General features: G+C 63.7%; 13 protein-coding genes. 6 read left to right on the forward strand and 7 right to left on the reverse strand.

Annotation, left to right across the window (positions count from 1 at the left end; genetic code table 11):
- Positions 1-51: 51 nt before the first annotated feature.
- Complete coding sequence (gene miaA / locus GRI89_RS04310; RefSeq protein WP_159792547.1) at positions 52-987, reverse strand: tRNA (adenosine(37)-N6)-dimethylallyltransferase MiaA; 936 nt, start codon at positions 985-987, stop codon at positions 52-54.
- Between miaA and serB the strand changes: the two genes are divergently transcribed.
- Positions 980-1,864 (forward strand): phosphoserine phosphatase SerB, encoded by an 885-nt coding sequence (gene serB, locus GRI89_RS04315; protein WP_159792823.1) that lies wholly within the window; start codon positions 980-982, stop codon positions 1,862-1,864. The genes miaA and serB overlap by 8 nt on opposite strands.
- Here serB and GRI89_RS04320 read toward each other — a convergent pair.
- From GRI89_RS04320 to purL, 6 genes are all read right to left on the reverse strand, one after another.
- Complete coding sequence (locus tag GRI89_RS04320) at positions 1,861-3,111, reverse strand: DUF418 domain-containing protein (protein ID WP_159792549.1); 1,251 nt, start codon at positions 3,109-3,111, stop codon at positions 1,861-1,863. The genes serB and GRI89_RS04320 overlap by 4 nt on opposite strands.
- A 108-nt stretch (positions 3,112-3,219) precedes the next feature.
- The gene (locus GRI89_RS04325) at positions 3,220-3,906 is read right to left on the reverse strand and encodes a nitroreductase family protein (RefSeq protein WP_159792551.1); all 687 of its coding nucleotides are present in this window, start codon (positions 3,904-3,906) and stop codon (positions 3,220-3,222) included.
- Between the two features lie 39 nt (positions 3,907-3,945).
- Positions 3,946-4,311, reverse strand: a complete 366-nt coding sequence (locus GRI89_RS04330; RefSeq protein ID WP_159792553.1) for a hypothetical protein — start codon at positions 4,309-4,311, stop codon at positions 3,946-3,948.
- A gap of 118 nt (positions 4,312-4,429) precedes the next feature.
- Complete coding sequence (locus GRI89_RS04335) at positions 4,430-4,843, reverse strand: hypothetical protein (protein ID WP_328598080.1); 414 nt, start codon at positions 4,841-4,843, stop codon at positions 4,430-4,432.
- 57 nt (positions 4,844-4,900) lie between these two features.
- The gene (locus GRI89_RS04340) at positions 4,901-5,482 is read right to left on the reverse strand and encodes a hypothetical protein (protein ID WP_159792557.1); all 582 of its coding nucleotides are present in this window, start codon (positions 5,480-5,482) and stop codon (positions 4,901-4,903) included.
- Between the two features lie 45 nt (positions 5,483-5,527).
- Positions 5,528-7,762, reverse strand: a complete 2,235-nt coding sequence (gene purL / locus GRI89_RS04345) for a phosphoribosylformylglycinamidine synthase subunit PurL (RefSeq protein ID WP_159792559.1) — start codon at positions 7,760-7,762, stop codon at positions 5,528-5,530.
- Positions 7,763-7,847: 85 nt separating this feature from the next.
- Here purL and GRI89_RS04350 point away from each other — a divergent pair, with 85 nt between their 5' ends.
- The 5 genes from GRI89_RS04350 (at position 7,848) to queA (ending at position 11,356) form a co-directional block, all read left to right on the forward strand.
- The gene (locus GRI89_RS04350) at positions 7,848-8,096 is read left to right on the forward strand and encodes an exodeoxyribonuclease VII small subunit (protein WP_159792561.1); all 249 of its coding nucleotides are present in this window, start codon (positions 7,848-7,850) and stop codon (positions 8,094-8,096) included.
- Positions 8,097-8,103: 7 nt separating this feature from the next.
- A complete protein-coding gene (locus GRI89_RS04355; RefSeq protein WP_159792563.1) occupies positions 8,104-9,009 on the forward strand; it encodes a polyprenyl synthetase family protein in 906 nt (301 codons plus the stop codon).
- Entirely contained in the window at positions 9,006-9,518 is a 513-nt protein-coding gene (gene coaD, locus GRI89_RS04360; protein ID WP_328598081.1) for a pantetheine-phosphate adenylyltransferase, read from the forward strand. Before GRI89_RS04355 ends, coaD begins: the two co-directional genes overlap by 4 nt.
- A gap of 85 nt (positions 9,519-9,603) precedes the next feature.
- Positions 9,604-10,275: a peptidylprolyl isomerase gene (locus GRI89_RS04365; RefSeq protein WP_159792565.1), complete on the forward strand. Its 672-nt coding sequence runs from the start codon at positions 9,604-9,606 to the stop codon at positions 10,273-10,275.
- A gap of 52 nt (positions 10,276-10,327) precedes the next feature.
- Positions 10,328-11,356, forward strand: a complete 1,029-nt coding sequence (queA, locus tag GRI89_RS04370; protein ID WP_159792567.1) for a tRNA preQ1(34) S-adenosylmethionine ribosyltransferase-isomerase QueA — start codon at positions 10,328-10,330, stop codon at positions 11,354-11,356.
- The last annotated feature ends 4 nt before the right edge of the window (positions 11,357-11,360 follow it).

Here is an 11,360-nt window from a genome sequence, read left to right on the forward strand (position 1 = left end):
TTAACCGTGGTTGGGAGTGCGGCTAGAGGTCATTAAATGTCATGTCAACCGTTAAAATGCAAATAATCTTTCAAAATACTCCTCGATAGAGCATTTTTCGGTTTCACATCGTGGCCAATCTTGCGGGGGTTGCCTCCTGAACCAGGTGTATTGCCGCTTTGCGTAGTTTCGTGTCGCCTGCTGTCCCATGGCCATGGCTTCGTCCTTCGACCACTCTCCGCGCACCATTCCCGCGATCTCCGGGACGCCGATGGCGCGCATGACGGGGCTTGCGGCAGGCAGGGCGCGTTCAAGCAGCGCCTCGACTTCCTCTTCTGCGCCTCTTTCCAGCATCAGAGCAAAGCGCCTGTCGCAGCGCTCGTAGAGCCACTCGCGTGGCGGCAGCAGGAGCAGCGGGTGCAGGTCGATACCATCGCCGATCCCGCCGAGACGCTGCTGCTGCCAGTAAGCCAGGGGTTTACCGGTCGAGCGCACGACTTCGAGCGCGCGGGCAACGCGGGTCGTGTCGGCCGGCTTGAGCACTGCGGCGCGCTCGCAGTCTTCGATGGCGAGGGCGGCATAGGCTTCGGCGACGGGCAGGGCGCGGGTCGCGGCACGCACCTCCGGGGCGATTTCGGGCACCGGCGCAATGCCGTCGAGCAGGGTGCGTATGTAAAGCCCGGTCCCGCCGACGAGGATCGGCACTTGCCCGGCAAGATGCGCATCCTCGATCTCGCGCTTTGCCCGCGCTGCCCAGTCGGCCGCCGAGCAGGGTTCAGTTCCATCCCATGCGCCAAACAGCCGGTGCGGGATGCCACGCATCTCTTCCTCGGATGGGCGGGCGCTGAGGACCCTGAGATCGCGATAGACTTGCGCGCTGTCGGCGTTGATCACGACTGCGGGTCGATCCAGCGCCAGCGCAAGCTCGACCGCCAGATCGCTCTTGCCGCTCGCCGTCGGCCCTGCAATGAGCGCGACCGGTTTCTTGGAGACATCCCCTTTGCTCATCGCGCGCCTGATAGCAGACCCAGCCGGACTGGAAACACGCCTCGACGCTGCGACCACGGCGCTAGAGGGCGAGGGCCTGCAACTGGCCGCGGCGCAGATGCTCGATTTCTGCGGCGACACACTCGAACTGCTGCTCCCCGGCGGCGATCCTGCGGTGTTGCGCAGGATTATCGACGAATACTTCGCTCCGTCCGACGCCATCGTTGTCGAACGTGCCTTCGCGATGCCGCACCTCTTCGTCTCTGACATGGATTCGACCATGATCGGGCAGGAGTGCATCGACGAGCTGGCCGACTTCGCCGACCTCAAGCCGCAGATCGCGGCAATCACCGAACGGGCGATGCAGGGCGAGCTCGACTTCGAGGCCGCCCTGCGCGAGCGGGTCATGCTGCTGCGCGACTTGCCCGAAACCGCGATCCTCGAATGCCTCGACACGCGGATCGAGCCGATGCCCGGCGCGAGGACGCTGGTCGAAACGCTGAAGAGCCGCGGCTGCCGCACGGTGCTGGTCACCGGCGGCTTCCACCAGTTCGCTGATCCTGTGGCCGACTGGCTCGGTTTCGAGCGCGTGGTCGGCAACCGGCTCGAAATCGATGGGGGCCGGATGACCGGCGGGCTGGTCGGGCCAATCACCGACTCTTCGGTCAAGCAGCGGGTGCTTGAGGACGAGGCGGCGCAATTCGGGCACGACGTGGTGACGCTCGCCACCGGCGACGGGGCCAACGACATCCCGATGCTGCAGTCCGCGACCTACGGCGTCGCCTTCCGCGCCAAGCCCAAGGCGCGCGCCGCCGCGAATGGCTGGATCGACCGCGGCGACCTGACCGCGATCCTCAGGCTGCTCGATATCCCCGAAAGCGATTGGGTTGCCGGCTAGGCCGCGACCGGCACCCGCTTGCGCATCGGCTGCACTTCCCACCGAGAGAGGCTGCGCCAGACCCATTCGAACGGTCCGTAACGGTAGCGGTCGAGCCACCACTTCGACCAGAGCAGCATAATCGTCCATACGACCGGGACCAGCAACCACGCCTGTCCGCGCGACAGCTGGCCGTAGAGCCCGCCGAACGTGCCGTAGAACACCAGCGTGCCAATGATCGTCGAACTGAGGTAGTTGGTGAAGGCGGCCCGGCCGACCGCGGCCAACCGGTCTGAAATTGCGCTGCGATGACCGAGCAGAAGGATAATCAATGCGGCATATCCCATCGCACCCACCGGGTGTAACGGGTTCACGTACATTCGCGTCCACGGAAAATAGGTCACCGGATCGAAATCGGCGTTGACCGAAGTGATGGCCCCGTAGGCATGCAGCGCCAGGTCGGGGACGAGGCACGCCGCTACGACGATCCAGTAGCTGCGCCTGCTCCATCCGCCGGTGAGGAAGCCTGACTTGTAGGCCGCCATGCCGAGCAGCATCAGTCCGAGCGTCTCGATGCCGTATCCGATAACGCCCTCGAACGGCTCCAAGCGCGACTTCTCTTTGGTCGAGGCCTCGAACCGGGCCGGGATCGAGGCATGGTCCGCCTTGTCCTGCGCGATCTGCTTGGCCAGGTCGGGATCCGGGGCGAGGAGCTTCTCGACCTTCTCCTGCTCTTCCTGCGTACCACCGCCGGCCTGAACTCTTTCGACCATCTGCAGTTGCGGTATGGCCTCGACGAGTTGCCCGACGTTGATGAACGCCAGCACGGCCAGCGAGGCGAGCAGAAGCCACTTCTTGTCGAGCCGCCAGAAGACGTAAGCGATCATCCCGACCATTGCGTAGTTGGCCAGAATGTCGCCCCACCACAGGAAGTAGAAGTGGAGGAGGCCGAACGCGAGTAGCACGATCATGCGCGGGAAGTGGACCTGCCATCCCTTCTTGCCTGCAGCGACGCCGCGCTCGATCACCAGGATCGTCGATGCGCCGAACAGGATAGAGAACAGCGACCGCCAACGCCCATCCACGAACACCGAATTGAGCGCCCACATCAGCTTGTCGTAGCCGTGATCGAAACCGTAGTCCGGCGGGTAGAAATAGGCGCTTTCGATCATCGCCATGCCGACGACGTTGACCGAGAAGATGCCCATCACGGCGATGCCGCGGATCACGTCGAGTGTCAGGATACGGTCAGGCGATGTCGTTGCCATACGATGGTTGCCCCTTGTGCGCCTCGTGGGACGCGGAATCCGGCAGGTGTATTATCCGAGTAATACGATAAGCTCTAGCTTATTCTGCGAACGAACATTCCGCGCCGTTCAAAGCCAGCTGGCTATGCGCTCGATCGGCTTCTTGTCGAGCGCATGATCGGGCACCGTCGCGTCCGGCGCAGGGTGTCCCACGACAACGATCATCAGCGGCTTCTCGTGCTCCGGACGGCCGCAGATCTCGCGCAGGAAGCCCATCGGACTTGGCGTGTGGGTGAGCGTGGCAAGACCTGCTTCATGAAGCGTCGCCAGCAGCATGCCGCAGGCGATGCCGACGCTCTCGGTGACATAGTAGTTCTGCGCCTCGCCATCCTCGGCAATGCCGCCCTTGCGCTGGGCGAAGCAGACTATCAGCCACGGTGCGGTTTCGAGGAACGGCTTGTTCTCATCGGTACCGAGCGGGCCGAGCGCGGCCAACCACTCGTCACCCGCTTTCGCTCGTTCGCAATCGACGCCATAGAAACGACGCTCTTCCGCTTCCGCCGCTTCGCGGATCGCTCGCTTCTTGACCGCCGAACCGACCACGGCGAAATGCCAGGGTTGGTGGTTTGCGCCGCTCGGCGCGCTGCCGGCGGCGGCAATGGCTGCTTCGAGCACTTCTTGCGGTACGGGCTGGTTGGAAAAATAGCGACAGCTCCGTCTCTGCTGAAGCTTGTCGCGCATCTTCTCCGCGCGAGCCACGCTTTCGGTATCGGTAATTTCGGGTAGCGAATAAGGGACAGACGCATGGTCGTGCATGAGAATGTCCCTTATCGATTTATGCCTGCCGCATCACCCTTAATGAGACGAGGTCAGGTGCGTGTCGCCGGTCTTGGCATTGTAGAAGAGCTCGAAGTGCCAGTTCTCGCACATATCCAGGCTGTCCCACGTAGCTTCCTCGCCATCGTCGTAAACGACCTTTAGATCCCAGTCGCAGGTGTTCTCGGCCCGCCGGAAGTCGACACGGAATTCTTCTCCATCGTCGAGTACCTCATCGTCGAGGACATCTTCCTCCCAACTGTTCGATGAGGACGGGGCAATAGAGATTTCCTCTATCGTATATCCGGTGCTGTTTACGATCGAGATCTTCTCATACATTTGCGCCGATAGCGGTGCGGCGACGAATGCTGCAGCAAGGCCGAGCACGACCCCCAATTTTCGCATATAGCTTTTCCCCCTGTGGCAATGCGCCAACGGAGCACGGCTACGGTCAAATCTGTCGTTCCGGAAGTAACCGGTTCGTTCTTTCCGCCACGTCATCCACAGAATGATCGAGCCTGACTCAAGCTGCGGAAACGGGCTCTCGTCTCGCGATCCACGCCAGCGGCAGGCCAACAAGCAGGCAATGCGAGATTAGCTGGCGAACAAGCGCCCATCCTTCTGCCGGAAAAGGCGAGCCAAAGCGCAGGGGCAGAACGATCCCGTACATCACGCCCCATAGGATCAGGCCGTAGAGAAGACCTGCGACGACCCATTGGCGCTTGAGCAGGGGCACGCGTTGGGCAACCACGACATAGACCGCCACCATCGCCAACATGATCGCGAAGTGCACCAGCAGGCCGATAGGTGCGGCAAGCGTGCTTTCGGTGATGGCACCGCCGAACGGGCCGCTGGCGACACCGGGCAGCACATTGGCGGGGTTTCCTCCCGTAAGCACCGTCCAGAGAAATGCCGACAGGATGTCGAGCGTGCCCACGACTAGGGTAGCTATGGCAATGGTGCGTCCCATCTGATTCACCCTTTCCAGCCTTTGTTATGCTCGTCTTGCCTTGCCCTTGCGCCAGGCAGCGATCCGCAAGCCGAGCGCTCCGAAGGCGGTCAGGGCGAACGGTATGGCGATTGCCCTCTGGCCCGGATCCTGGATCCTCAGGACGTAGGCTGCGGCATAGATCAGCCACAGGTAGTGGATGCCGAAGGTGTGCAGCCGCTTCCACCACTTCCCGAGTGCCTTGTAAGCCCATTTCCACGAGGTCAGCGCCATCGCGTAGAGCAGGACGTAGGCAAAGATCGCCGGCGAGAGCACGAGGTAGTTCACCGGTTCGGCCTGTGCCGCGAGCACATGGACCAGGGCGAACAGGTGCACGGTATGCGTCGTGGCGAACCCTAGCCCCCACCACTTGCGGTTGCGCAGCAGCGCCTTGGTAAGGTCGTTCGGCCACAGCCGGGCGAGCGACGAGGCGGAATAGGCGATAATCAGGAAGGGAAAGCCGACCCTGGCGGTGAAACGCGAGGCGGCGTGCAAGTGATCCTCGCCGCCGATATGGGTGTGAAAGCCCAGCACGAGCGCGGCGAAACCGACCAGCAAGGCCAGCAAAGTCGGCCAGTATTTTGGCATGAGCAATCTCCCCCGGTTTTCCCCGGAGGAGACGCTAGCACCCGATCAGGCGTCCATCCAGTCGCTGAAAAAGCTCTTGTGGGCCTTGCGAAGGTCCGCAACGGGAACACCGAACAGGCTGTCGCCGCCCACCGTACCGAGACGGCGGAAGCCGACTTGTGCGGTGTCCTCGTTCTCGGTGCCTTTCGACAGGGCGCGGTTGAGCGCCTCGGTATCGGGCACGGTGACGATGTAGCGGCCCTGATCCTCGCCGAACCACCACTGGGCATCGGTATAGTCGGGGTGCTTCTCGACTTCGGCGCCGATCCCACCGGACATGGCCATTTCGGCCAGGGCGACGGCGATGCCGCCGTCTGAAACGTCATGCACGGCGCTGACGAGGCCATCGGCGATGAGTTCGCGCACGATCCCACCGGCGGCCTTTTCGAGCGTCAGGTCGGTCGGCGGGGTGCGACCTTCGTCGCGGCCGTGGATTTCGCGCAGCCACAGCGACTTGCCGAGGTGCGAGCGTTCCGGGTCGGGCGTCGCCCAGGCCTCGGGCCAGATCAGGTAGATCGCTTCGCCCGCTGCCTTGAACGGCATGGTCATCATGTGTTCGTAGTCGTCGATCAGGCCGACGCCGCCGATGGCCGGGGTCGGCAGGATCGCCGAGCCGCCGCCGGTCGCCTTGCTTTCGTTGTAGAGGCTGACGTTGCCGCTCACGATGGGAAAGTCGAGCACGCGGCAAGCGTTTCCCATGCCTTCGAGCGCGTGGACGAACTGAGCCATGATCTCAGGCCGCTGCGGGTTGGCGAAGTTCAGGCAGTTGGTGACCGCCAAGGGCTTCGCACCGACTGCGCAGAGGTTGCGATAAGCCTCTGCAATCGCCTGCTTTCCGCCCTCGTATGGGTCGGCATAAACATAGCGCGGCGTGCAATCGGTGCTGATCGCCAGCGCCTTCTTCGTGCCGTGGACACGGACCACGCCGGCATCGCCGCCGGTCTGAAGCGTGTCCGCCCCGACCTGGCTGTCATACTGCTCGGAAATCCAGCTGCGCGAGCACAGGGTGGGGCTGGCGAGGAGCTTGAGCAGGTCTCCACCGACATCGGCCGTGTTGGGTCGATTGGTCATCGGCTTGATGCCCGCCCAGGCGGTGTATTCTTCCTTCGAGAGGTAAGGCCGGTCGTATTCGGGCGCATCGTCGGCCAGCGGGCCGAGCGGGATATCGCAAACGACTTCGCCGCCGAATTCGAGCACCATGTGCCCGGTGTCGGTAACTTCGCCGATAACCGCGAAGTCGAGCTCCCACTTCTTGAAGATCGCCTCGGCCATCGGCTCCTTGCCGGGCTTGAGCACCATGAGCATCCGCTCTTGGCTCTCGCTCAGCATCATCTCGTAGGGAGTCATGCCCTCTTCGCGGCACGGCACCTTGCCCATGTCGAGGCGGATGCCGGCGCCGCCCTTGCTGGCCATCTCGACGCTCGAACTGGTCAGGCCGGCCGCGCCCATGTCCTGGATCGCCACGATCGCGTCGGTTGCCATCAGTTCGAGGCACGCCTCGATCAGCAGTTTCTCGGTGAACGGGTCGCCGACCTGCACGGTCGGACGCTTCTCTTCCGCATCTTCGGCGAAGTCCGCGCTGGCCATGGTCGCGCCGTGGATACCGTCGCGGCCGGTCTTCGAGCCGACATAGACGATCGGATTGCCGACGCCGGTGGCGGCCGAATAGAAAATCTTGTCGGTATCGGCGACGCCCACGGTCATGGCGTTGACGAGGATGTTGCCGTCGTAGGCCGGATCGAAATTGGTCTCGCCGCCCACTGTGGGCACGCCGACGCAATTGCCGTAGCCGCCGATGCCCGCAACGACACCCTGCACCAGGTGCTTCATCTTCGGGTGCTCGGGCCGCCCGAAGCGCAGCGCGTTCATGTTGGCGACCGGACGCGCGCCCATCGTGAAAACGTCGCGCAGGATGCCGCCGACCCCGGTCGCCGCGCCCTGGTAGGGCTCGATGTACGACGGGTGGTTATGGCTCTCCATCTTGAAGATCGCGGCCTGGCCGTCACCGATGTCGATGATCCCGGCATTCTCGCCCGGGCCGCAGATCACCCACGGCGCCTCGGTCGGCAGTTTCTTCAGGTGCAGGCGGCTCGATTTGTACGAGCAGTGCTCCGACCACATGACCGAAAAGATACCCAGTTCGACGAGGTTCGGCGTGCGGCCGAGCCGGTCTTCGATGATGGCGTATTCCTCGGGGCTGAGGCCGTGTTCGGCCACGATCTCGGGCGTGATCTGGGTCATGGGCGAGGCCCATATCCCCGACGGGCGATTCCCGCCAGTCCCGCAATCCTTGACCGCATCGGGTATCCCCGCCAAAGCGCAAGGCATGGCGGATGAGGGTCACGACCTTTCGGAAATGAGCTTCGAGCAGGCCCTGAAGGCGCTCGAGGACGTTGTGCGGCGGCTTGAAGGCGGGGAAGTGCCGCTCGACGAGTCGATCGACCTCTACGAGCGCGGCGAAAAACTGCGCAAGCACTGCCAGGCCCGGCTCGATGCGGCGCAGGCGCGGATCGAGAAGATCGTCCAGGGCCCCGACGGCAAGGCCGCCGGGACCGAGCCTTTCGACGTTGGGTAGGGCGGCCATGGGCCTCGTCCTGGCCAACGATATCCTCGCTCGCGCCCTTGAGCGCATCCAGCGCGAGGTCGACGCCCGTTTCGACGGCCTGTTGCCTGTTCCTGACGATGCTCGCGCCCGTCTGATCGAGGCAATGCGCTATGCCACGATCGGCGGCGGCAAGCGGGTCCGCCCGCTCCTTCTGACCGCAACGGCGGAGATGTACGGCGTGAGCCGGGGCTGCGCAGTGCTTGCCGGATGCGCCGTCGAATCGATCCACGCCTACTCGCTGATCCACGACGACCTGCCGTGCATGGACAATGACGACATGCGCCACGGCAAGCCGACGCTGCACAAGGCATTCGACGAGGCAACAGCAGTGTTGGCCGGAGATTCGCTCCACGCTCTGGCTTTCGAGATCCTGTCGATGCCGGAAGTCAGCACCGACCCCTATGTCCGCTCGGACCTCGTTCTTGCACTTGCCGCGGCCAGCGGGGCAAGCGGGATGGCCGGCGGGCAGATGATGGACATCGTCGCCGAGGAACAGGAATTCGACCTTCACACCGTTACCCGGCTGCAGCAGCTCAAGACCGGCGCACTTCTCGCTGCTTCGGTCGAGATGGGCGCAATCCTCGGCCGCGTCAGCGAGGAGGGCCGGGGCCACCTGCGCGCCTATGCCCGCGACATCGGTCTCGCGTTCCAGATCGCCGACGACCTGCTCGATACCAGCGGTGACGAAGCCAAGGCAGGCAAGGCCCTGCGCAAGGACGCCGACGCCGGAAAGGCCACGTTTGTATCGCTGATGGGCGAGGAGAAGGCGCGCGACCAGGCCTATGCGCTGTCCGAACAGGCGGTGGGACATCTTTCCCAACACGGCGAGGAAGCCGACGTCCTGCGGGCGCTGGCCCGCTTCATCGTGGAGCGCGACAGGTGAGCAAACGCATCGGCCTCTACCCCGGCACGTTTGACCCGATCACGCTCGGCCATGCCGACATCATCCGGCGCGGCGCGAAACTGGTCGACACACTGATCGTCGGGGTTACCACTAATCCCTCGAAGGACCCGATGTTCAGTCCCGAAGAGCGGATCGAGATGGTCCGCAACGAGGTCCGGCGGCTCGCAGTCGAGAATGTCGTGGTTGAGAGCTTCAACGCCCTGCTCGTCAAATATGCCCGCAAGAAGGGTGCGACCGTCCTGATCCGCGGGCTGCGCGCGGTGGCGGACTTCGAATATGAATACCAGATGGCAGGCATGAACCAGCAGCTCGACCCGAGCGTCGAGACTGTGTTCCTCATGGCCGACGTCAGCCTGCAGCCGATCGCCAGCAAGCTGGTCAAGGAGATCGCCCTGTTCGGCGGCAACATTGCACCATTTGTCAGCCCGGAAGTCTGCGGACTGGTCGAGGCGCGGGTGACTACGCTAGGGCGGCGCGGGGACATTTGATCCGGGTCTAACCGACAATCGTTCATTGCAGCGTCAGTCCGCAACCGATACTGGCCTGCCAACCACTGGAAATCACGGAACCAAGATGTTCAAAGCCCTTGTCTCTGCCCCTATGGCGCTTCTGCTCGCGTTCGCGCCGGTTGTTGCCTCTGCACAGGACAGCGAACCAGATAACAGCGCGACCGCCGCTGCCACCCAGAGACAGATGCGCATCGCGGTCGATTACGATCAGACCAAGGATCTCGAAGACATTCTCTACCTCGATCTGTCAAACGGCCAGCGGGTGGCGATCCGCCTGATGCCCGACTGGGCTCCGGGTGCAGTCGAGCGGATCAAGACGCTGACGCGGCAGGGCTTCTACGACGGGGTGATCTTCCACCGTGTCATCGATGGCTTCATGGCCCAGACCGGCGACCCGACCGGGACCGGGCAGGGTGGTTCGGAGCTTCCCGACCTCAAGGCCGAGTTCAACCCGCTGCCGCACGTGCGCGGCACGGTTTCGATGGCCCGCGCGGAGTCCGAAGATAGCGCCAACAGTCAGTTCTTCATCATGTTCTACCCGCGCTTCGCGCTCGACAAGCGCTACACCAATTTTGGCCGGGTGATCGGCAACATGGCCGCGGTCGATGCCATCCATCGCGGCGAGCCGCCGCAGGACCCGACGTGGATCGTCCAGGCCTCGATCGCCTCCGACCACAAGGCGCAGAAGTTCGCTGATGTGGCTCCTCCTGCGGTGGCAAGCGCCGGCGCCAACTGACGACACGCCGCTCCGTCTTCCGCCTGCGGGCGGAAGCGGTTAGGGCGCCCCGATGCGTGTTGACCTGTTCGATTTCGAGCTTCCGGCGGAGCGCATAGCCCTGCGCCCGGCGCGCCCGCGCGATGCGGCGAAGATGCTTGTGGTGGAGGGCGAGGCGCCCTTCGCGGACCGGATTGTGCGCGAGCTGCCGCAGATCCTTCGGCCGGGCGACGTCCTCGTATTCAACGACACACGTGTGATCCCGGCCCAGCTCGAAGGGCGGCGCGGCGAGGCGAAGATCGGCGCGACGCTGCACAAGCGGATCGACCTGCGCCGCTGGCAGGCCTTCATCCGTAACGCCAAGCGATTGAAACCCGGTGATATTATCGAATTCGCGCAGGGCGTCACAGCGCTGGCCGAAGAGCGACTTGCCGACGGCAGCTTCACCCTGGCCTTCGGCGGGGACGAGCCGGTCGAGGTCCTGCTCGAGCGCGCCGGAACCATGCCGCTACCTCCGTACATCGCCGGGAAGCGGCCGACCGACGAGGCGGATCGCAGCGATTATCAGACGATGTTTGCTCGCGAAGACGGGGCCGTCGCCGCGCCGACCGCCGCATTGCACTTCACTGAAGGTGTGATTGAAGCGCTTGATGCAGCCGGAATCGTGCGCGAAACGCTGACGCTTCACGTTGGAGCAGGCACGTTCCTGCCGTTGAAGGTCGACGACACTACCGATCATGCCATGCACGCCGAATGGGGCCGCATAGATGCCAAAACCGCAGCCCGGCTCAATGCCGCTCGCAAAGCTGGCGGGCGGATCATAGCCGTCGGCACCACCAGCCTGCGCCTGCTCGAAAGTGCGACCGGCGATGACGGCGTGATCCGGCCCTTCGAAGGCGACACCGCGATCTTCATCACCCCCGGCTATCGCTTCAAGGCGATCGACGGGCTGATGACCAACTTCCACCTGCCGAAGTCCACGCTATTCATGCTGGTCAGCGCACTGATGGGCCTCGAACGGATGCAGGCGGTCTATTCCCATGCGATTGCTGAGGACTATCGCTTCTACAGCTATGGCGATTCCTCGTTGCTGATCCCATAAAGGG

It is taken from the genome of Croceibacterium salegens (assembly GCF_009827435.1).
GTDB classification, from domain to species: Bacteria; Pseudomonadota; Alphaproteobacteria; order Sphingomonadales; family Sphingomonadaceae; genus Croceibacterium_B; species Croceibacterium_B salegens.

Bases quoted from the DNA above. Each gene is read 5' to 3' on its own strand.
- GRI89_RS04320 (WP_159792549.1), bottom strand. From the start codon at position 3,111: ATGGCAACGACATCGCCTGACCGTATCCTGACACTCGACGTGATCCGC.
- queA (WP_159792567.1), top strand. From the start codon at position 10,328: ATGCGTGTTGACCTGTTCGATTTCGAGCTTCCGGCGGAGCGCATAGCC.
- miaA (WP_159792547.1), bottom strand. From the start codon at position 987: ATGAGCAAAGGGGATGTCTCCAAGAAACCGGTCGCGCTCATTGCAGGG.
- GRI89_RS04350 (WP_159792561.1), top strand. From the start codon at position 7,848: ATGGCGGATGAGGGTCACGACCTTTCGGAAATGAGCTTCGAGCAGGCC.
- GRI89_RS04330 (WP_159792553.1), bottom strand. From the start codon at position 4,311: ATGCGAAAATTGGGGGTCGTGCTCGGCCTTGCTGCAGCATTCGTCGCC.
- GRI89_RS04365 (WP_159792565.1), top strand. From the start codon at position 9,604: ATGTTCAAAGCCCTTGTCTCTGCCCCTATGGCGCTTCTGCTCGCGTTC.
- GRI89_RS04340 (WP_159792557.1), bottom strand. From the start codon at position 5,482: ATGCCAAAATACTGGCCGACTTTGCTGGCCTTGCTGGTCGGTTTCGCC.
- GRI89_RS04355 (WP_159792563.1), top strand. From the start codon at position 8,104: ATGGGCCTCGTCCTGGCCAACGATATCCTCGCTCGCGCCCTTGAGCGC.
- purL (WP_159792559.1), bottom strand. From the start codon at position 7,762: ATGACCCAGATCACGCCCGAGATCGTGGCCGAACACGGCCTCAGCCCC.
- GRI89_RS04325 (WP_159792551.1), bottom strand. From the start codon at position 3,906: ATGCACGACCATGCGTCTGTCCCTTATTCGCTACCCGAAATTACCGAT.